Source organism: Flavihumibacter petaseus NBRC 106054, from assembly GCF_000974785.1.
Lineage (GTDB): Bacteria > Bacteroidota > Bacteroidia > Chitinophagales > Chitinophagaceae > Flavihumibacter > Flavihumibacter petaseus.
Genome location: NZ_BBWV01000004.1, coordinates 366,189 through 384,817 on the forward strand (window position 1 = coordinate 366,189; position 18,629 = coordinate 384,817).

Below are 18,629 nucleotides of genomic sequence, written 5' to 3' on the forward strand. Positions count from 1 at the left end.
TATTGACACATGTCCAGGAAAGAAATAAAGACCGCCTCGATTCACACTTCTGAAAACCTTTTCGGAAAAGAAAACTATCTCTATATGATCGTTGGCGTGGTGATCATTGCCATCGGCATGCTCCTGATGTCAGGCGGCAAGAGCAGTGACCCTGCTGTATTTGATCAGAAGGAAGTGTACAGCACTACGCGCATTACCATTGCTCCCATCCTGATCCTGCTTGGACTCGGCGTAGAAATCTTTGCCATTTTCAAGAAGCCGAAAGCCTAGTTTACATGACGATAGTTGAAGCGGTCATCATTGCCATCGTGGAAGGATTGACCGAGTTCCTTCCGGTTTCCTCAACCGGCCACATGATCATTGCCAGCTCCCTGATGGGCATTGAAAAAGATGCCTTTACCAAATTGTTTGAAGTGGCGATCCAGCTTGGAGCGATCATGGCGGTAGTGGTGCTCTACTGGAAAAAATTCTTTGATTTCAAGAGGCCGCTGTTTTATGTGAAACTGGCGGTTGCCGTAATCCCTGCCCTCGTGCTCGGATACCTGTTTTCAGACAAGATCGACGCGATGCTCGAGAGTCCGCTGACGGTGGCGCTCTCCCTTTTACTGGGCGGCCTGGTACTCGTTTGGATCGACCGCGCGTTTCAACGGCCGGGCATTCACGAGGAAGAAAATATCTCCTTCGGAAAAGCCTTTATCATTGGCTGCTGGCAGTGCCTGGCGATGATCCCCGGTGTGAGCCGAAGCGCATCCTCCATCATTGGCGGTATGCAGCAGAAGCTGGATCGCAACCTCGCAGCCGAGTTCTCATTTTTCCTTGCTGTTCCGACGATGGCAGCTGCAACTGCACACAGCCTGATCCTGAAAGACTGGGAACTGGCACCCGGCGTGAAAAGCAAAGGTTATGAGATGCTGCTCGGGTCAACTGATAAACTGGTATTGTTTATTGTGGGCAACGTAGTGGCCTTTGCCGTTGCCTGGCTGGCGATCCGGTTTTTTATCGGGTTCCTGCAACGCCATGGGTTCCGGTGGTTTGGCTACTACCGTATCGCTGCAGGTGTTATTCTTCTTATATTGCTGGGATTGAAGGTTATCCAATAGATAATCCAAAAAGCAACTATGCCAACTGCTTCGAAGAAAGTCATCAATGGCTGGGCCATGTACGACTGGGCGAACAGCGCCTATAATCTTGTCATCACCACTACCATTTTTCCAGCCTACTATATTGCCATTACCGAAAAGGGCAATGAACATGGGGCACACTATGTGAATTTTTTCGGCAGGAACTTCATCAATACAGCGCTGATGGATTATACACTCTCAGTGGTTTTCCTGCTGGTTGCCCTTTGTTCTCCCATCCTGGGCTCAATAGCCGATTACAGGAGAAATAAGAAAGTCTGGCTCCGTTTGTTTTGTACGATTGGTTCAGCAGCAAGCATCGGTTTGTTCTTTTTTTATCCCGGTAAGGTCGAATATGGCATGATCATCTTTGCCATAGCCACCCTGGGCTTCTGGGCAAGTCTGGTATTTTACAATTCTTATCTTCCGGAGATAGCGGCGCCTGAAGACCAGGACAGGGTCTCTGCCAAAGGATTTTCACTGGGATATTTAGGCAGCGTTTTGCTTCAGCTTATTTGTTTTGTCCTGATTCTGAACCCATCCCTGCTGGCTTATTTCGGACTGAACCCGGAAGACGGCACAGCTGGTCCCCGATTCGCCTTCCTGCTTGTCGGACTTTGGTGGTTTGGCTTTGCCCAGATCACGCTCAATGTTTTACCGGGTACCAGCAAAAGTGAGCGTAAAGCCAAAAAGAATGTACTGACCAATGGCTTCCACGAGCTGAAACTGGTATGGAAACAACTGACCCATCTGCCCCTGCTCAAAAGATTCCTGCTGGCTTTTTTTCTCTACAGTATGGGCGTACAAACAGTTATGCTTGTCGCAGCAGGATTTGCCAAAAAAGAGATCTTTCCTGATCCGAATGACCAGGGAAAGCTGATGGGCACCATGATCATCATTCAGCTGGTTGCCATTATTGGCGCCATTGCTATGAGCCGGCTGTCGCGCCGCATTGGTAACCTGTGGGTACTGGTGCTGGCAGTGTGTATCTGGATTGGCATTTGTGTGGCAGGCTATTTTATCACCGGCCAGATGGAATTTTATGTGCTTGCAGGCGTCGTGGGACTGGTAATGGGTGGCATTCAGAGCATGAGCCGGAGTACCTATTCCAAGTTTCTTCCCGAAACCCAGGACACCACTTCCTTTTTCAGTTTTTATGATGTGACAGAAAAGATTGCAATGGTGATCGGCCTCTTTACCTTTGGCTTCCTGGAAGACCTTACGGGAAGCATGCGGAATTCCATCGTCGCACTTGGCATATTTTTCGTTTTGGGATTACTGGCACTCTTCTACACCAAAAAAGTTTACGATCGCAGCCATGCAACTGTACACCATTGAAACCGGATTCTTTAAGCTCGATGGCGGCGCCATGTTCGGCGTGGTGCCCAAACAAATGTGGAATAAGCTGAACCCGGGTGATGAGAACAATCTCTGCTCCTGGGCTATGCGGTGCCTGCTGATCGAGACCGACGGCCGGCTGATACTGGTGGATAATGGTATCGGCGACAAACAGGATGCAAAATTTATGGGGCATTATCATCTTCATGGTGATGCCACACTTGACAGGAGCCTTGCTGCCCATGGATTTCACAGGAATGATATTACAGACGTGCTGCTCACCCACCTGCATTTTGACCATTGCGGTGGCAGTATCCGGAGAGAAGGTGAGAAACTCGTACCGGCATTTCCCAATGCCGTCTACTGGTCCAATGAGGGGCATTGGAACTGGGCTGTTCATCCCAATGATCGGGAGAAAGCTTCTTTCCTGAAAGAGAATATACTGCCCATCCAGGAAAGCGGGCAGCTGCGTTTTATCGCGCATCCGCTGGTGCCGGATAACCATCCTTCCCTGCATGCCCCATTGGCCACAGCCCGGTTTGCGCCGGGGATAGACGTCCGCTTTGCACAGGGCCATACTCATGCCATGATGTTGCCGCAACTGCAGTACAAAGGCAGAACAATCGTGTTCATGGCTGACCTGCTTCCCTCAGTGCACCATATTCCATTGCCGTATGTGATGGCATATGATATGTTTCCTCTTACCACACTACTGGAAAAAAAATCGTTTTTACAGGAAGCACAGCAGCACAATTATGTACTGTTTTATGAACATGATCCCGTAACCGAGTGCAGCGAGCTTGTACTGACGGAGAAAGGCATCCGGGCGGGCAGCAGCTTTACTATCGCAGACTTATAAGTGATGAAAGGGGATAACGCAGGTTCTTGTAATCCATCATATCCACTTTCACGCTGCCCACGCTGATGGGGCTTTCCACGCGGAGCGGAAGGTGATTGGCATCATCACTTACCCACACTTCCATTTTTTCGCCGCCCTCAAAGATGGTTCCTTTTACCAGCAGGGGCTTGAATTTGATGGCTTTGAATTTCCCGTATTTGGTTTTGATGGTTTCTTTGCCGAGGTAACGGATATACAGGTTGTAGGTTTCGTTATCCAGGAACATGGAAAAAGGAATGCGGTCGTTCACCTTGTATTTGGAGAAATCAATATTACGGGCGTAATAGATCGCGCTGACAACATCCTGCACACAATTGGGCACATTGAACACCCCTTCATTGGTCACCGCCTTGTTGTTCTGGTGATCGAAAGCCACGGTCTGATATTTGGTATACCCCCCTTCATAAACGTTGCGGATGAATTTATAGGGTTGAAGGGAGGCTGTATCCACATAAGATTCGTACCGGTCGCGGACTTTAAAAAAACTATCGTAAAAACTATAGGTTTTGCCATCGCCCACCAGGTGGTAGACCGGAGTGGTGTTCAGTTTTTCGAGGGATGCGATAAATTTGGCTTCACCGGCACCGATGTACACACCTGCCAGTGTATAGAAAACCTTGAAGGTGATGCTTTCGGAATGTTTGAAAGCAACATTCCGGATACCGCAAAATTCGTCGCCCGCATCGAGCCGGGAAGTCAGCAGAACCAAACAAAAGGCCAGTAAGGTCATTCTCTTCATCGCATCATTTTTCTATAGGTGTGCGCGTAGCAAAAATTTTGATCCTGATGATCAGCAACGAGCCTGCTACAGCAGGCAGTACCAGGTTGATCAGCCAGATACAGCTCGAAGCGGTAATGATCCCCAGGGAATTGGTACTGATCCATCCAAACAATGTCAATGCCACTCTTCCGCGAATACCCAATTCTGCCAGCGCAATGGATGGGATGACTGCCATCACCAGGAATTGCACGGCAACGAGCCATCCGGCAATCAGCCATTCATCCGTTACATCAAACAATTGCAACAGTAATATATACTGAAACAAAAAAACAGCATACCGCAACAGGGACCACCCCAACACTCTTAACAAAATTCTAACCGGCAGGTGATCAATCAGCCACCCGGGAATCTTGTGAACCCACCGCACCATCCAGCTTATACGAAGGTATATCAACAACGATAAACCGCTGATAGTTGTAAGGATCCAGCACAAAACACCAATCCACAAACGGTAAGACTCCCAACCTTCGGGAAGGTTTAGTCCGGGTTTGCCTGCATACATGCACCATAACCCCGCCGTACCAACGATCATGGTCACCAATAATTGTGCGAAGCTTCCGAGAATGGTGAGTGAAACTGCTTCCAGTCTTTTTCCTTCCGGCATGTACAACACCCTGCCGCCATATTCGCCGATCCTGTTGGGAGTATTTACTGCAAAAGCAAGGCCTGCCAGTACAGCTTTTAAGGAACGCATCCAGGAAACAGGAGTGAGCGGAAAAACGAGCAGCTGCCATTTTGCTGCTTCAATGCCCCAGTTTGCCAGCATGAGCAGTAAGACGAGCCAGCCTTTCCATGCAGCGTTTCCACTCATGGCTGCCTTGATATGTAACCATGCATCGGGGAGGTCGGGTTGCCTGCGAAGCTGGTGAAAAATGGACCAGGACAACCAGAGGAATATCACCGGACCCAGCCAGTAGTTGAGAAAGATTTTGATACTTTTGTTCCTGATCATCCCCGATAAAAATAAGTTGTTGTTGCAAAACCCTCCGAAAATAATTCTCGGCATTGATCCCGGCACCATCGTGATGGGTTATGGATTACTCCAGGTGCAGGCGGGTCGTCTGTCTTTACTTAAGATGGATGTATTGAAGCTGAATCCGAAGGCGGATCAGCATTTGCGGTTGGAACTGATCTACCGGACAGTAGCTGAACTGATCGGCACCTTTCGTCCGGATACTTTTGCCATTGAGGCACCATTCTACGGGAAGAATGTACAGAGCATGCTGAAACTGGGAAGGGCCCAGGGCGTTGCCATCGCTGCTGCTATCCAGGCAGGGCTCGAGGTATGTGAATATTCTCCCAAAAAAGTGAAGCAGTCGATTACCGGTAATGGCAATGCCGATAAGGAACAGGTGTGGCAGATGTTGCAGCGTATACTCCCGATCGGCGAGGCACCACAATACATGGATGCATCTGATGCGCTGGCGGTTGCGATCTGTCATCATTTCCAGGCCGGGCATCCGCAATTGCCTGCGGCGACATCGAAAACCGGAAAAGGTAAAAAGGCTGCTGCAAAAGCCGGTAACTGGGAGGCCTTTGTTAAACTGAATGCCGACAGGGTCAGGGGTGTCTGACCAGCTGCATTTTTTACAGGTAGGCCAGGATTTTCTCCTGGCAGGTCTTCAATTCTTCGGGAGACAGTTTGAGTTTGGGCCTTGTAAAGTTGAGATCGTCTGAACCGTTGATGGGTGCCAGGTGAAGGTGTGCATGCGGAATTTCGAGGCCTATAACGGCTGCGCCTACCCGATCACAGGGAAAAGCCTGTTCAATGGCTTTTGCGATGGGCTTGGCAAATACAAGGATCTCAGACAGGTAAGTATCCGGCACTTCGAAAAACTTATCCACTTCAATTTTGGGAACGACCAGTACATGACCGTGTACCAGGGGGAAGATATCGAGGAAAGCGTAAAATTTATCGTTTTCGGCGACCTTGTAGGCAGGGATTTCGCCGTTAATGATCCTGGTGAATAATGTCATCTTGCGGTGATTGGTTGCAGATCTGCCCCCAATGACATCGTCAGTTTGATCTCTTTTGCGTCCCAGGTATCAAAGAAAGGCTGCCAGCGGCCCATACTGTAAAAGATATCGAAAAGCTCCCTTTCGTTGGCAGGAATGTCTTCCTTATCTGCCCATTCCACATTGGTCACCTTGCCCGATGCATTGATGGTGAGTACAAAGTTATGGTTCCAGTTGGGAATGGTATTGCTTTTATAATAGGCTGCGCTGAAATATTCCTGCAGTCTTGCACGGCCAAACATGTACAGCGGATCGATCTTGGTGGTGTAACAGGTCTTAAGGTCTTTCAGATCGCCGTCAGAGAAACCTTCGGGTAACCTGTCGAGTTCGATCCTGAATTTGTCGTTTACCCAGGAGAACAGGCCGCTGATGGGCTGACCATGGTAATAATAGATGAAGTGTTCGGAACTATCTTCCGGCGAAAAGCGGAGCAGGGTAGTGTCGCCGGCGGAATTATAGAACACGCGCGGCCCGGTGGGCTGATCATTGTGGAAAGCGCATTGCATCCTGACAGTGCCGGTGCTGTCGAAAAATAGCCATTCTCCCTGCTTTCTGCCCTGTTTGTCCAGCGCGTTCAGCTGCATTCCTTTCCAGGCGATCGTCTTCTGTGCGAGGAGACCGAGCGGAAGGAGGAGGACCAGCAGGAATAGTTTTTTCAACATGCCGCAAAGCTACCGGCCCAATGTTACCTCAATGTAAAGTCAATGTTACCGGAATATTAACTGCAATAAAAAACCGCCCCGTCGGGGGCGGCTTCTTCCGGATATGGGTCCGTTCAACTGCCTGTCAGGCAGAAATCTTGTCAATTCTGAATTTCAGTACGCCGGCAGGCGCCTTCACTTCGGCAACTTCGCCTACCAGTTTACCCAGCAGGCCCTGACCGATCGGGGACGTAACGGAGATCTTTCCGCTCTTCAGATCAGCTTCCTTTTCAGAAACGATCTGGTAGGTCATGGTCTTATTGGTAGTAATATTGGTCACGGATACGCGGGTCAGGATCGAAACCTTAGAGGTATCAATCGCATCAGCTTCGAGGATACGTGCGTTTGCCATATCCCCTTCCATTTTCTTGATCTTGGCTTCCAGGATGCCCTGTGCCTCTTTAGCCGCATCATATTCGGCATTTTCCCGCAAATCTCCCTTTTCCCTTGCTTCGGCAATCGCTCTGGAAGCAGCAGGCCGCTCAACTGCCTTCATATGGTGCAGTTCAGCTTTCATTTGCTCCAGTGTCTCTTTGGACACATAAATAACATCAGACATAATTAACCTCCTTTGGTTAAAAAGTAAAAAAAAAGAACAACGCCTTCAGATCTCTTGAAAGCGTTGTACTTGTATTTCAAAGATAGGAAAACAGGGCTACAATCCCAATTTTTCCAGTACTACCTGTGCCATTTTAAGATAGGCTTCATGGCTGTATCCCGCGATATGGGGAGTTACCAGCACATTCGGTTTGCTGACCAGTGTCTGGAGGCGGTTGTATTCTTCGGGAGAATAGGTATCGAGGCGCTCATTTTCAAGAACATCGAGGCCGGCGGCGCTTATTTTACCGCTTTCCAGTGCCCTGATCACAGCATTGGTATCATGAACTTTACCGCGGCTGGTATTCAGGAAAACAGGTTTCTGTTGCAGGCTGTCAAAAAAGGTATCGTTTGCCAGATGATGCGTTTCCGGGGTCAGCGGTATATGCAGGCTGATCACGTCAGCATACCTGGCGATCTGTTCGGGATTGGCCTCCTTAATATAGTCGGCACCAAATCCGAACTTGTACTTGTCATAAGCCAGTACCGTTACCTGGAAAGGTGCCAGCAGACGGGCAAAAGCCCAGCCGGTATTGCCGTAACCGATGATACCGACCGTTTTACCGGTCAGTTCGGCACCACGATTGGCGTCCCTTATCCATTTTCCCTCTTTTACTTCGTTGGCGCTGCTGTGGAGATTGTTCAACAGGCAAAGCAACATTCCGAGTTCCTGCTCGGCAACAGCGTTCCTGTTTCCTTCAGGGCTGCTCACACACCGGATGCCGCGGGCTTCCGCATGCGCCACATCGATAAGCTCCATACCGCTGCCGAGGCGGGCGATCCATCGGAGCTGCGGTGCGGCATCAATTGCGGCTGCATCTATCTTCAGCCGCGTGGTAACCACCAGTGCGTGGGTATCGGGCAGCTCCTGTAATAGTTCGGAATAAGTGATCTGGGGTAGATAGGAAACTGTGAAACCCAACTGTTCCAGTCTTTCAAGCATCCAGGGGTGCACTTTGGCAGTAACCAGGCATTTCTGCATTATCCATTCATTTTAAAAGTCAACGCGGCGAAATCGTCTACGGACAATTGTTCCGCCCTTTTGTTGAAAAAATCATCTTCCAGAACTGCCGGCGGAAAGATCCCCCTGACAGCATTCCGCAGGGTTTTGCGCCGCTGGTTAAAAGCTGTTTTCACCAGTAGCCTGAAATCTTTGCGGCTGCGCATCGCCGGTGGCTGGCCATTGGGCGTCAGCCGGATCACACCGCTCATTACCTTAGGCGGCGGATTAAAGGCTCCGGGTGGTACGTCAAACAGGTAATCAACCTTATAAAACGCCTGGATCAGTACGCTGGTAACGCCATAGATTTTTGAGCCGGGCCCCGCTGCCACCCGTTGCGCCACTTCTTTCTGGAACATACCGATCACGGACTCAACCATCGGATCCCAATCCAGCACCTTAAATAAGATCTGCGTGGAAATATTATAGGGGAAATTGCCCACCAGGGTAAATGGCTCATCAAATGGAGGGTCGATATCCAGAAAGCTTTTATGGATGAGCTTGCCCCTGATCGCCGGAAATGTATTTTCGAGGTACGTCACTTTCTCAGCATCCAGCTCCACTGCTTTAAACGTGATATCCGGCAGTTGCAGCAGGTATTTGGTCAATGCTCCTCCCCCGGGGCCCACTTCGAGCAACCTGGTGATAGGGCGTTCCTGTAGTGCCGTCACAATATTGCGGCAGATCTGTTCATCTTTAAGGAAGTGCTGGCCCAGCGATTTTTTGAGGGTATACATAAGCGCTGCAAAAATACATGTATTTTTACCCCCTTATTACGGAGCATCATGTCTAATCACCCGGAAACGAACAAACCAACGATCGGTATCAGCTGTGGCGACCTCAACGGAATCGGTCTTGAACTGATCATTAAAACCATCGCCCAGCCCAAACTGCTGGAGCTTTGCACACCGGTGGTTTTCGCTTCCAACAAGGCCATCAATTTCTACCGCAAATCGCTTCCGGAATTCAATTTCAATTTTCAGCACATCAAGGAGTTTTCCCGCATTAACCCCCGCCAGGTGAATATTTTCAACTGCTGGGATGATGAAGTGTCGATCACCCCCGGACAGCTTACCGAGATCGGCGGAAAATATGCAGTCCTGTCGCTGACCACTGCCGTACAGGCACTGAAAGATGGCCATATAGACGGTCTGGTCACCGCACCGATCCATAAGAAAAACACCCAGAGTGAACAATTTCCCTATACCGGCCACACGCCTTTCCTGCAGGCAAGTTTTGAAGCAAAGGAAGTACTGATGTTCATGGTGGCAGAAAACATGCGGGTCGCTCTACTGACGGAGCATGTTCCCGTATCGGCAGTAGCCCAGTTTGTTACACGTCCGCATATTCTTTCCAAATTGCGCCTGGTAGAAGACAGCCTCCGCCGTGATTTTGGCGTCGACAAACCCAAAATTGCCGTGCTGGGCCTCAATCCGCATGCCGGCGACGAAGGCCTGATCGGCAATGAAGAAGAAACGATCATTCGTCCGGCCATCCGCGATTTCAAGCAGCAAAGCAACAGTATTGTACAGGGACCATTCTCAGCCGATGCTTTTTTTGCCCGTGGTTACCATGAAAGATTTGATGCTGTACTGGCCATGTATCACGACCAGGGGCTTATTCCCTTCAAATCACTCGCGATGGGACAGGGAGTTAACTTCACCGCCGGGCTTCCTGCAGTAAGAACTTCACCTGACCATGGCACCGCTTTCGATATTGCCGGCAAAAACCGTGGAGACGAAACGTCCTTTATCGGTGCCATTTTCACCTGCATTGATATCATCCGCCAGCGTTTCGAGTTCGCGAATAACCGGAAGAACCCGATGAAAAAGCTTACTAACCGCCTGCTTGCCAATGCGGTAGACGAAAAAATTGAAGAGTAGTAAAATTCCGAAGGGTTTTTTCATGCCCGTTTTTTTGCAGTTGCCGGAAGCGCATATTATCTTGGTCCTACAATTCCTACGAATACATACCCGTCCAATCCCCTCTGTCTACTGTTTCAAATCCTCTGAACGGAACCATTAGTCCCGATCTCGATTCCGTAATCACTTCAAAAAAGTACTACTATGAAACGGTATGTAATTGTTGTATTGTGCCTTGCCCTGATGATGAGCTACGCCAGCAAGACTAATGCCCAGCAGGCTGCTATAAATATGGAGCTGCTGAACGATGACGCTGGTTTGACTTCTCCGATTGACTACGCTCCTGCCGGTTCCGGCATCCGGTCAATCTCCGCTTCTTTTAATGAAAAAACTGTCGTCCTGAACTGGATGGCAAAAGACAATATCAGCTCCGCTGCTTATGTAGTGGAAAGAAGTCTTGACGGATCGAGCTTTGAAGCTGTTGGCGATGCTGTTACCATGTCAGACAATGGCCGCTTTGACTTTGCGGACCGCCTTGGTTCAAAAGCCATCAACACCCGCGATATCTATTATCGCATCGGCTGGAAACAAGACAATGCCCGGATGACCTATACCAAGCCCATGCTGGTTCGCGTCAATAAATCAGGTATTGTAGAATATGTGACCGTGTTTCCGCATCCGGAACAAAATGATATCAACCTGCTGTTATCCCTGAAAGACCAGGGTTTCATGACGGCTGTACTGACCGACGACAACGGGAAGGAAGTGATGCAGCGCCAGGGTAAAATGGAAGCCGGCCAGCACCAGCTGGCACTGACCGGAACCAATAACCTGAACAAAGGTATCTACTGGCTTGAAGTGCGGGTCAACAGCAAAGAAGCGCTTCGCCTGCAGCTGATCAAAGAATAATCAGGTAACTACCTGGTCTTGATATAAGACTGCAGATTTTTGACGTATTCCCTGAATGCCTTTTCGCCAGTGGCGGTTATCCTGCAAATGGTTTGCGGATAATTATCCCGGAACTGTTTCACTATATCTATATAGCCGGCATCCTTCAGCTTGTTGATCTGCACGCTGAGGTTGCCGGCTGTTGCATTTGTCTTTTCCCGGAGGATGGTGAACTCTGCTTCCTTCTCCTGAATAAGCAGCGATACAACAGCCAGTCTCAAAGGGGTATGTAATATCGGATCAAGGGACTTAAACATCAGGTGCCGTTCTATTTACATTGGTCCAGAAAATACTGGGTGGAAGCTTTGCCCCAGGCAGGTTCGAGATCGCCTGCCGGCTTAAAAGTATCGAACATGCTCAGGGCCTTTTCAAAATAAGGCTTTGCGACGGACTTACCGCCACCAAATTGCTCTGGTGTATAAAACTTCGCCTGTCCCTCCAGGTAAACCGGGCGCGGATTGGTGGGATCAGCCACTTTTGCCTTTTCAATATTCTCACCGGAAATCTTTCCATACTGCATCCAGCGGTTCTGCGGATCCACCTGCATGCGTGCGGAAGCAACCATACTTTTCACCACAAAGATTTCGCTGTTCGGCTTTCCGTTGAGTGTTTCCGCTTTTGTGATCATGGCGTCGGCCTTGTCGGCAATGGCATCCACTTTCGATTTGTCGGGCGAGAGATAAGCACTCATTACATTGGCGTAGGCTGCATAGTAGTAAGGTAGCCACTGCGTCTTTTCAGCATCACCAATGCGCTCAAAACTGTTCGCCAGCTGGGGGAAATCGTTATTTTGAAATGCTGTTTCCAGTTTGCCGATCTGATCTTTCATGGCAGCCTTGTACTTGTCGCTTTGTGCGTTCACTGCCAGTGCGAATGCCACTGATAAAAAGAGAAAAGTAAGTTTTTTCATGTTTGATGGTTTTGCTTTAATGCGTATTAAAGATTGTTATTGATAACATCATCCGTACGGTCTATCCCAAAACTGATGAAGCAACCGATAAAAAAGAATTGATTGGCTGGTGGCTGTACCGGTGTTTTGATCAGGCCATTGTAGGAGTAATTGTAATTATACACCTGTTTCTGGTTCAGTACGTTATTGACAGACAGCACCCACACGGTAAAAAACTTTCCATCCGGTTTGCTGAGGCTGGGCAGGTAGTTGATGCTGATGCTGAGATTGTTGTAGGTACTGGTCTTTCCGTTATCGCGCATCTCAAATTTTGAAGCGCCGGAATTATAGGCGATATCGTAATAAGGCCTGCCGGTAGCGAACGAATAGGAACCATTGATATTGGTCTTCCATTTGGTGATCAGTTTTTTGATCACCAGAGACGCGGTATGGTTGGCGGCAAAATTGGGCTGGATGGAATAGGGATAATTGAGGTAATCCCGTTTGGTATCCAGGAACGAATAAGACACCCAATAGTCGACCCCTTTAAAAGTCTTTTTATCGCGCCAGAACAATTCCACGCCTTTTGCATAACCATAACCACTGTTGTTCAACCCCGGGTAAGTTTTCACGAGGTCATCATATTTTTTATAGAAAGCTTCAATCCGGAGTGTATTCACCGATGTCACCTTCTGCAGGTTAAAAATGTAATGCGATGCCTTTGCATAACCCAGTGTCTGGCTTACAATCAGCTGGTTCTTTTCAGGTTTCTGGAAGAACAGCCCGTAAGCAAAGGATGCCTGACCCAGTGATCCAAGCTTGTATGCAATTGAAAGTCTCGGTACAATATTGGAACGGTCCAGGAGGCTTGAATGCTCAAACCTTGTCCCGAGTTTGGCCGCGAGATTGTTGGTGATGTAGATATCGGTTTCTGCAAAAGCCGCTGTGAACCGGTCGTTCATGACGTTATGGCGGCCCAGGGTATCGGCAAAAGACATGTCATCATGAAAATACAGGTATTCACCACCAAACCGGATTGCACTCAGCCCGCGGAAGCGATGTTCCAGCACAGTTTTAAGCGTGGTAAGATTTCCCTTTAAAACTGCCGTGTAGTTTTTCAGGCTGTAGGGTATTTCGTCTATTTCCTGGCGTTCGTTATCCTGGTTCTGCAATTCGTTTGAATAGTTGTCTTTATTGGTGCTGTAGGAGGAACCGATATAGATCCGCCAGCTGCGGCTGAGGCTTTCTTTCCATGACAGGTTAAAGTAAATATTATGGTTCTTCAGGGTGAAAGCATTTTTCAGGGCCAGTGAATCAACATCGGTGCTTCGCAGTCCCAGCTGGTTGCCCTGGAAAGTCGCATAACCTTTCAGCATTCCCGTTTTGCTGGTTTTTATCCGGAAGTTGCCGTCTGCATACTGGAATTCAGGTACACGGAAATAATCTACGCGTTGTTTGACGAGCTGGAAGTATGCCCACAGGTTGGTATAGGCATAGTTGACACCCCAGCTGGCATTTTTCTTTTTATTAAGGTGCTGGTAACCGGCTGTTCCACCGACGGAATGTATGCCGATATTGGCTGAAGTCTTTTCGGGGAGGTCGATTGTCTCCAGGATCAGTGCGCCGGAAAGTGCCTGTCCGTATAACGCCGAATAACCGCCGGAGCTGAAGATGGTCCCTTTGAAGAGAAAGGGAGAAAACCTGCCACGCTGGGCAATATCAGGAACAGGTGAATAAAAGAAATTATTGACGAGGGTACCATCGATGAACACCCTTGCCTCCTCACCGCTGCCACCGCGAATGAACAGGCCTTCCTTTTCACCGATCTGCTGTGTGCCGGGCAGCGTTCTGAGAGCAGCTGTGACATCAGCGTTGGCACTTGCCGTAGTGACGATATCCAATGAGGTAAGCACCGTTGTCCGCTTGGAATCGCTGGCTTCAAAACTGCCCGCTGTTACCACCACTGCTTTTAGTTCATTGGCAGCTTCCCTGACCTGGATATTCAGGTCTATTTGCTGATTATTCAGCGTGATCTCTTTTTCGTAGGGATTGTAACCGATGCAGCTTACGGTGACCATTCTGGCGCCGGTTTCGCTGGTGACAAAGCGGTAGTGACCTGTGCTGTCAGATGTTGCGCCGTCGTAGGAATCTTTGATGGAAATACTGGCATTGGGAATGGCACGCCCCCTGGTGTCGGTGAGTTTGCCTGAAATAGTGGTCTGGGCGGCGGCCCCGAGGCAGCTCAGGAAGATTAATAAGGTCAGCAGGAGGCTGGAGCGTATCAAGGCAGTTGTTTTACCAAATATAAACTGGTTTACGATATAAACCAAATATTCAAAAAAATGGCCCGGCTAAGAATAGCCCGGCCTTTGTTGATCGTACCCTTTAAAACTATAAATATGTAGTGGAGTGCAACATGAAGTTGACCCTATGCTGGTAATAAATTAAATCGGAAAGGTTGTGCTGAATTGAAAAACAGATGGAGGTAAATCGGAGAAATTGGATAGGCGACCTGAGTAGTACAAAGATTGAAAGAGAATTTCATATTTGCAAGTATCGCTTTCATTTTTTTTCGCTTAATGGACCCCGTTAGCTTAAAGAACGTTTTCAATCATCAGTTGCTGCACTGCAAATTCTTTACCGCAGCTGGCACGTACCACAACTGTTCCTGCAGGCAGGCCACTTAAATCGATCGTCAGGTTTGTGGCTGACCGGTGTTCGATCACCTTTCGCATCAGTTTGCCGTCTGCGTTATAAAAATCAAACACAACTTCCTTTTCCATCCAGTTGATAGGTATGCCCAGTTTCAGCTGGTCTGTCACCATCTTGTGCAGCACATTCATTTCCACCTGCTGCATATCGTCTGCCCTGTTCAATTGATTTGCGTTCTTCTGACGTGCGTTGCCATTATGACCGGCAGGAACAACCGGAAGGCTATCGACAGTAGTGTAATGTGAAACTTTGGGTGAAGCGGGCGCTATGCTTTGCGCCTGTGAGGAAGCAACACATCCTGCCAGCAGGAGCGTGCATATATTTCTGAGTACCGGGTACAATTGTTTCATGATCTATAGCTTAGGGTGGTCCGAAAACACTATAGATATTGGAATACGAACGGATTAGTTCGCAGGATCTGGATCATGTAACAAAGGGACGGGAATCAACGTCTGGTAATCAGGGGGTATGCGGATTTCAGTGAGAGTAGGTCAAAGATGGAAGATAATTCCCGTTTTTGCAAGCGGGAAGCGAGGTTTTCGACGAATGGAAAAATAGAAGTACCTTAAAAAGACCCTAGATCACCGTCGGGCTTCAATTCCTGAGGGCGGAAACTGCTTACCCGGTTAAAGCATTGCGGTCAGAATAATATCCCAATAAAAAAGGGGCCGATGGCCCCTTTTTCCTTTATCAGAAAACTGATTATTTCTTGTACTGTGGCACCAGGCTTTTGGTGAGTTCGGTCACTACCTTGATACCTTCATCAGACAGGTTACCTTTTTTGAATTCGGCCAGGATATTGGCGTGTTTGTTTTCCATTTCCAGGAGGAAATGTTCTTCAAATGCCTTCACCTTGTTTACCGGTACTTCACGGAGAAGACCCTGTGTACCGAGGTAAATGATCGCTACCTGTTTTTCAACAGTAAACGGTGTGTATTGAGCCTGTTTCAGGATTTCCACGTTACGGGCACCTTTGTCGATTACCAGTTTGGTAGCGGGATCGAGGTCACCACCGAATTTGGAGAATGCTTCCATCTCGCGGTAGAGGGCCTGATCGAGTTTCAGGGTACCGGCCACTTTCTTCATGGATTTGATCTGTGCGTTACCACCCACCCGGCTTACGGAGATACCTACGTTGATCGCAGGACGGATACCGGCGTTGAAGAGGTTACCTTCCAGGAAGATCTGACCGTCTGTGATAGAGATAACGTTCGTCGGGATATAAGCGGAAACGTCACCAGCCTGGGTTTCAATGATCGGCAAAGCGGTCAGGGAACCACCACCCTTAACCAGGTGTTTGATGCTGGCGGGCAGGTCGTTCATGTTTTTGGCCACTTCATCCTTCGCAATGATCTTGGCAGCACGCTCAAGCAGACGGCTATGCAGGTAGAATACGTCACCGGGATAAGCTTCACGGCCTGGTGGACGACGAAGCAACAGCGACACCTCACGGTAAGCAACGGCCTGCTTGGACAGATCATCATAAATGATCAGTGCGGGACGGCCGGTGTCACGGAAGTATTCACCGATGGCAGCACCGGCAAAAGGAGCGTAAAACTGTTGGGGTGCGGGGTCAGAAGCGGAGGCTGCCACGATAGTGGTATACTCCATTGCGCCATGCTCTTCCAGTGTCTTCATCACACCGGCAATGGTGGATGCCTTCTGGCCGATCGCAACATATATACAATAAACAGGTTTGCCTGCCTTGAAAAATTCTTTCTGGTTGATGATGGTATCAATGGCGATCGCAGTTTTACCTGTCTGACGGTCACCGATGATCAGTTCCCGCTGGCCACGGCCGATGGGAATCATCGCATCGATAGATTTGATACCGGTCTGAAGCGGCTCTTTTACCGGTTCCCGGAAAATTACACCCGGTGCTTTACGCTCCAGGGGCATTTCGTAGAGTTCGCCGGAGATCGGGCCTTTGCCATCGATCGCTTCACCCAGCATATTGATCACGCGACCTACCAGTCCCTCTCCCACTTTAATGGAAGCGATCTGACCGGTACGGCGTACTTTATCACCTTCTTTGATCTCGGAAGATTCACCCATCAATACCACACCCACATTGTCTTCTTCGAGGTTGAGGGCAATGGCCTTAACACCATTCGGAAACTCCACCAATTCACCGGCGCGTACATTGCTGAGGCCGTATACGCGGGCGATACCATCACCCACCTGCAATACCGTGCCCACTTCTTCCAGCTCAGCGGAAGTGTTGAAATTGCTCAACTGCTGGCGCAGGATCGCTGATATTTCATCTGGTTTAATATCTACCATGTCGTTGAATATTTAGACGTTTATCGAATTATCTGATTTTCTGTATATACATATTCTCAATGAACTGGGTCTTGATGTCTTTCAGGTCGCGCTGAATGCTTGCGTCAAAAAGATCATCTTCCATCTGCAGCACGAAGCCACCGAGGATATTGGCGTCCACCTTTTCCTGGATCTGGACGGTTTTGCCCTGGTACCTTTCCATTTTCAGAAGACGGTTGCGGAAATCGTTCCGCAGTTCGTCGGAGATCGGTACAGCCGTGGTTAGTTCCACGATCCGGATACCCTTGAGTTCGCGGTAGCGATCGTTGAAAGCATCAAGGATTTCCACCATCGACAATTCACGTCCCTTGGTAAATACCAGGTCGAAGAATTTCTCTGTGATGGGCAATACTTTTCCACCGAAGAGGGCTTTGAAGATCTGGCACTTCTTGTCGTGACGGATCACGGGAGATACCAGTGCTCTTTCCAGTTCACCCGTAGTAGCCTTGCGGATACCATCGATGTCAGCCTTAACGGCATCTACCTGGTTGGTCTCGATTGCGAGATCCATCAGTGCCTTGGAATAACGGTGTGCAACGCGCGTATTGGACATTTGTGCGGTGTTTTTGCTTTAGTTCCTGTTCGTCAGCGGTAATTCATCTGCAAGTGTGCGGATGTACTGTTCCTGTTCTGATTTATTGCTCAATTCGCGGCGGATAACCTTCTCCGTAACCTCAATCACCATATTACCGATCTTGTTCTTTACTTCTGTGAGGGCGGCATTTTTCTGTTGCTCGATAGAAGCCTGCGCATCGGCAAGAACCTTGTTGGCTTCCACCTTTGCCTGCTCTTTGGCTTCGTTTACGATCTTGTCGCGGATTTCCTTGGCTTCCTTCAGCATTTCAGCGCGCTCTTCACGTGCCTTTTGCATCAGGGCTTCATTCTCATTCTTCAGCTGCGCCATTTCCAGTTTCACGCGCTCCGCCGTAGCAATGGAGTCGGCAATATTTTTCTCCCTGTCGCTCAGGGTACTGAGGATTGGCTTCCAGGCAAACTTCTTCAGGATCAGGAACACAATGACGAAAGCGACCAGTGTCCAGACAAAATATCCTAAAGCGGGCATTAATAATTCCATGAAATATAATTTGGAGGCTGATGATTTGATTTTACACGGTCATAGCAACTGAACGCGATAGAAATGCTGCAGCGTCGGCCCTTTGCGTCAGCTGCAGCATTTTTGTTGTGGTTACTTGGACAGAACTGCCAGCAGACCCGCGATTACAGCGAAGAGGGCAACACCCTCGATGAACGCTGCAGTCAGGATCATGTTACCACGAATGTCGTTAGCAGCTTCAGGCTGACGGGCGATAGATTCAACCGCACCTTTACCGATCTGACCGATACCGATACCGGCGCCGATAGCAGCGAGGCCGGCACCGATGGCACCACCCAGCTGAGCCTGTCCTACTTCCAACAGAATGTTCATGAATGACATACAACTTGTGTT

General features: G+C 49.0%; 22 protein-coding genes. 7 read left to right on the top strand and 15 right to left on the bottom strand.

Annotated elements, in window-relative coordinates; genetic code table 11:
* Nucleotides 1–9 precede the first annotated feature (9 nt).
* The 4 genes from FPE01S_RS20965 to FPE01S_RS20980 are packed head-to-tail and all read left to right on the top strand — an operon-like array spanning nt 10 to nt 3,315.
* The gene (locus FPE01S_RS20965; protein WP_046371036.1) at nt 10–270 is read left to right on the top strand and encodes a DUF3098 domain-containing protein; all 261 of its coding nucleotides are present in this window, start codon (nt 10–12) and stop codon (nt 268–270) included.
* 5 nt (nt 271–275) lie between these two features.
* Nucleotides 276–1,100 (top strand): undecaprenyl-diphosphate phosphatase, encoded by an 825-nt coding sequence (locus tag FPE01S_RS20970; protein WP_046371037.1) that lies wholly within the window; start codon nt 276–278, stop codon nt 1,098–1,100.
* A gap of 18 nt (nt 1,101–1,118) precedes the next feature.
* Nucleotides 1,119–2,456 carry an MFS transporter gene (locus tag FPE01S_RS20975; RefSeq protein ID WP_046371038.1) on the top strand — a complete coding sequence of 446 codons (1,338 nt, stop codon included), beginning with the start codon at nt 1,119–1,121 and terminating at the stop codon, nt 2,454–2,456.
* Nucleotides 2,437–3,315, top strand: a complete 879-nt coding sequence (locus FPE01S_RS20980) for an MBL fold metallo-hydrolase (protein WP_046371039.1) — start codon at nt 2,437–2,439, stop codon at nt 3,313–3,315. Before FPE01S_RS20975 ends, FPE01S_RS20980 begins: the two co-directional genes overlap by 20 nt.
* Here FPE01S_RS20980 and FPE01S_RS20985 read toward each other — a convergent pair.
* Both FPE01S_RS20985 and FPE01S_RS20990 read right to left on the bottom strand, forming a co-directional pair.
* The gene (locus FPE01S_RS20985; RefSeq protein WP_046371040.1) at nt 3,299–4,093 is read right to left on the bottom strand and encodes a DUF3108 domain-containing protein; all 795 of its coding nucleotides are present in this window, start codon (nt 4,091–4,093) and stop codon (nt 3,299–3,301) included. The genes FPE01S_RS20980 and FPE01S_RS20985 overlap by 17 nt on opposite strands.
* A gap of 4 nt (nt 4,094–4,097) precedes the next feature.
* Nucleotides 4,098–5,087: a lysylphosphatidylglycerol synthase transmembrane domain-containing protein gene (locus FPE01S_RS20990; protein WP_046371041.1), complete on the bottom strand. Its 990-nt coding sequence runs from the start codon at nt 5,085–5,087 to the stop codon at nt 4,098–4,100.
* Between the two features lie 19 nt (nt 5,088–5,106).
* Here FPE01S_RS20990 and ruvC point away from each other — a divergent pair, with 19 nt between their 5' ends.
* Nucleotides 5,107–5,709: a crossover junction endodeoxyribonuclease RuvC gene (ruvC, locus tag FPE01S_RS20995; protein WP_245624041.1), complete on the top strand. Its 603-nt coding sequence runs from the start codon at nt 5,107–5,109 to the stop codon at nt 5,707–5,709.
* A gap of 13 nt (nt 5,710–5,722) precedes the next feature.
* Here the strand turns inward: ruvC and FPE01S_RS21000 are convergent, their stop codons facing one another.
* From FPE01S_RS21000 to rsmA, 5 genes are all read right to left on the bottom strand, one after another.
* Nucleotides 5,723–6,112, bottom strand: coding sequence for an HIT family protein (locus FPE01S_RS21000; protein ID WP_046371042.1), 390 nt, complete (start codon nt 6,110–6,112; stop codon nt 5,723–5,725).
* The gene (locus FPE01S_RS21005) at nt 6,109–6,813 is read right to left on the bottom strand and encodes a toxin-antitoxin system YwqK family antitoxin (RefSeq protein WP_046371043.1); all 705 of its coding nucleotides are present in this window, start codon (nt 6,811–6,813) and stop codon (nt 6,109–6,111) included. Before FPE01S_RS21005 ends, FPE01S_RS21000 begins: the two co-directional genes overlap by 4 nt.
* A 124-nt stretch (nt 6,814–6,937) precedes the next feature.
* A complete protein-coding gene (greA, locus tag FPE01S_RS21010) occupies nt 6,938–7,411 on the bottom strand; it encodes a transcription elongation factor GreA (RefSeq protein WP_046371044.1) in 474 nt (157 codons plus the stop codon).
* A gap of 96 nt (nt 7,412–7,507) precedes the next feature.
* Entirely contained in the window at nt 7,508–8,431 is a 924-nt protein-coding gene (locus tag FPE01S_RS21015; protein WP_046371045.1) for an NAD(P)-dependent oxidoreductase, read from the bottom strand.
* Nucleotides 8,431–9,186: a 16S rRNA (adenine(1518)-N(6)/adenine(1519)-N(6))-dimethyltransferase RsmA gene (gene rsmA / locus FPE01S_RS21020; protein ID WP_046371046.1), complete on the bottom strand. Its 756-nt coding sequence runs from the start codon at nt 9,184–9,186 to the stop codon at nt 8,431–8,433. Before rsmA ends, FPE01S_RS21015 begins: the two co-directional genes overlap by 1 nt.
* Before the next feature lie 48 nt (nt 9,187–9,234).
* Between rsmA and pdxA the strand changes: the two genes are divergently transcribed.
* Both pdxA and FPE01S_RS21030 read left to right on the top strand, forming a co-directional pair.
* A complete protein-coding gene (gene pdxA / locus FPE01S_RS21025) occupies nt 9,235–10,332 on the top strand; it encodes a 4-hydroxythreonine-4-phosphate dehydrogenase PdxA (RefSeq protein WP_046371047.1) in 1,098 nt (365 codons plus the stop codon).
* A gap of 183 nt (nt 10,333–10,515) precedes the next feature.
* Nucleotides 10,516–11,220, top strand: coding sequence for a T9SS type A sorting domain-containing protein (locus FPE01S_RS21030; protein ID WP_046371048.1), 705 nt, complete (start codon nt 10,516–10,518; stop codon nt 11,218–11,220).
* Between the two features lie 8 nt (nt 11,221–11,228).
* On the opposite strand, the gene FPE01S_RS21035 is transcribed toward FPE01S_RS21030, so the two are convergent.
* The 8 genes from FPE01S_RS21035 to atpE all read right to left on the bottom strand — a co-directional run bounded on the left by FPE01S_RS21035 (nt 11,229) and on the right by atpE (nt 18,617).
* Entirely contained in the window at nt 11,229–11,516 is a 288-nt protein-coding gene (locus tag FPE01S_RS21035) for a winged helix-turn-helix domain-containing protein (RefSeq protein ID WP_046371049.1), read from the bottom strand.
* Between the two features lie 11 nt (nt 11,517–11,527).
* Nucleotides 11,528–12,169, bottom strand: a complete 642-nt coding sequence (locus tag FPE01S_RS21040; protein WP_046371050.1) for a hypothetical protein — start codon at nt 12,167–12,169, stop codon at nt 11,528–11,530.
* A 26-nt stretch (nt 12,170–12,195) separates the two neighbouring features.
* The gene (locus FPE01S_RS21045) at nt 12,196–14,433 is read right to left on the bottom strand and encodes a TonB-dependent receptor (protein WP_245624042.1); all 2,238 of its coding nucleotides are present in this window, start codon (nt 14,431–14,433) and stop codon (nt 12,196–12,198) included.
* Nucleotides 14,434–14,742: 309 nt separating this feature from the next.
* Complete coding sequence (locus FPE01S_RS21050) at nt 14,743–15,210, bottom strand: T9SS type A sorting domain-containing protein (protein ID WP_046371051.1); 468 nt, start codon at nt 15,208–15,210, stop codon at nt 14,743–14,745.
* A 352-nt stretch (nt 15,211–15,562) separates the two neighbouring features.
* Nucleotides 15,563–17,143 carry a F0F1 ATP synthase subunit alpha gene (gene atpA / locus FPE01S_RS21055; RefSeq protein ID WP_046371052.1) on the bottom strand — a complete coding sequence of 527 codons (1,581 nt, stop codon included), beginning with the start codon at nt 17,141–17,143 and terminating at the stop codon, nt 15,563–15,565.
* 28 nt (nt 17,144–17,171) lie between these two features.
* Entirely contained in the window at nt 17,172–17,735 is a 564-nt protein-coding gene (gene atpH / locus FPE01S_RS21060; RefSeq protein WP_046371053.1) for an ATP synthase F1 subunit delta, read from the bottom strand.
* Between the two features lie 18 nt (nt 17,736–17,753).
* Nucleotides 17,754–18,257, bottom strand: coding sequence for a F0F1 ATP synthase subunit B (atpF, locus tag FPE01S_RS21065; protein WP_046371054.1), 504 nt, complete (start codon nt 18,255–18,257; stop codon nt 17,754–17,756).
* Nucleotides 18,258–18,368: 111 nt separating this feature from the next.
* On the bottom strand, nt 18,369–18,617 hold the full coding sequence (gene atpE, locus FPE01S_RS21070; protein WP_046371055.1) for an ATP synthase F0 subunit C: 249 nt from the start codon (nt 18,615–18,617) through the stop codon (nt 18,369–18,371).
* Nucleotides 18,618–18,629: the final 12 nt, after the last annotated feature.

Excerpts from the sequence above, each read along its gene's own strand:
- FPE01S_RS20965 (WP_046371036.1), top strand. The coding sequence starts at position 10 with ATGTCCAGGAAAGAAATAAAGACCGCCTCGATTCACACTTCTGAAAAC.
- FPE01S_RS20970 (WP_046371037.1), top strand. The coding sequence starts at position 276 with ATGACGATAGTTGAAGCGGTCATCATTGCCATCGTGGAAGGATTGACC.
- FPE01S_RS20975 (WP_046371038.1), top strand. The coding sequence starts at position 1,119 with ATGCCAACTGCTTCGAAGAAAGTCATCAATGGCTGGGCCATGTACGAC.
- FPE01S_RS20980 (WP_046371039.1), top strand. The coding sequence starts at position 2,437 with ATGCAACTGTACACCATTGAAACCGGATTCTTTAAGCTCGATGGCGGC.
- FPE01S_RS20985 (WP_046371040.1), bottom strand. The coding sequence starts at position 4,093 with ATGAAGAGAATGACCTTACTGGCCTTTTGTTTGGTTCTGCTGACTTCC.
- FPE01S_RS20990 (WP_046371041.1), bottom strand. The coding sequence starts at position 5,087 with ATGATCAGGAACAAAAGTATCAAAATCTTTCTCAACTACTGGCTGGGT.
- FPE01S_RS21000 (WP_046371042.1), bottom strand. The coding sequence starts at position 6,112 with ATGACATTATTCACCAGGATCATTAACGGCGAAATCCCTGCCTACAAG.
- FPE01S_RS21005 (WP_046371043.1), bottom strand. The coding sequence starts at position 6,813 with ATGTTGAAAAAACTATTCCTGCTGGTCCTCCTCCTTCCGCTCGGTCTC.
- greA (WP_046371044.1), bottom strand. The coding sequence starts at position 7,411 with ATGTCTGATGTTATTTATGTGTCCAAAGAGACACTGGAGCAAATGAAA.
- FPE01S_RS21015 (WP_046371045.1), bottom strand. The coding sequence starts at position 8,431 with ATGCAGAAATGCCTGGTTACTGCCAAAGTGCACCCCTGGATGCTTGAA.
- rsmA (WP_046371046.1), bottom strand. The coding sequence starts at position 9,186 with ATGTATACCCTCAAAAAATCGCTGGGCCAGCACTTCCTTAAAGATGAA.
- pdxA (WP_046371047.1), top strand. The coding sequence starts at position 9,235 with ATGTCTAATCACCCGGAAACGAACAAACCAACGATCGGTATCAGCTGT.
- FPE01S_RS21030 (WP_046371048.1), top strand. The coding sequence starts at position 10,516 with ATGAAACGGTATGTAATTGTTGTATTGTGCCTTGCCCTGATGATGAGC.
- FPE01S_RS21035 (WP_046371049.1), bottom strand. The coding sequence starts at position 11,516 with ATGTTTAAGTCCCTTGATCCGATATTACATACCCCTTTGAGACTGGCT.
- FPE01S_RS21040 (WP_046371050.1), bottom strand. The coding sequence starts at position 12,169 with ATGAAAAAACTTACTTTTCTCTTTTTATCAGTGGCATTCGCACTGGCA.
- FPE01S_RS21050 (WP_046371051.1), bottom strand. The coding sequence starts at position 15,210 with ATGAAACAATTGTACCCGGTACTCAGAAATATATGCACGCTCCTGCTG.
- atpA (WP_046371052.1), bottom strand. The coding sequence starts at position 17,143 with ATGGTAGATATTAAACCAGATGAAATATCAGCGATCCTGCGCCAGCAG.
- atpH (WP_046371053.1), bottom strand. The coding sequence starts at position 17,735 with ATGTCCAATACGCGCGTTGCACACCGTTATTCCAAGGCACTGATGGAT.
- atpF (WP_046371054.1), bottom strand. The coding sequence starts at position 18,257 with ATGGAATTATTAATGCCCGCTTTAGGATATTTTGTCTGGACACTGGTC.
- atpE (WP_046371055.1), bottom strand. The coding sequence starts at position 18,617 with ATGTCATTCATGAACATTCTGTTGGAAGTAGGACAGGCTCAGCTGGGT.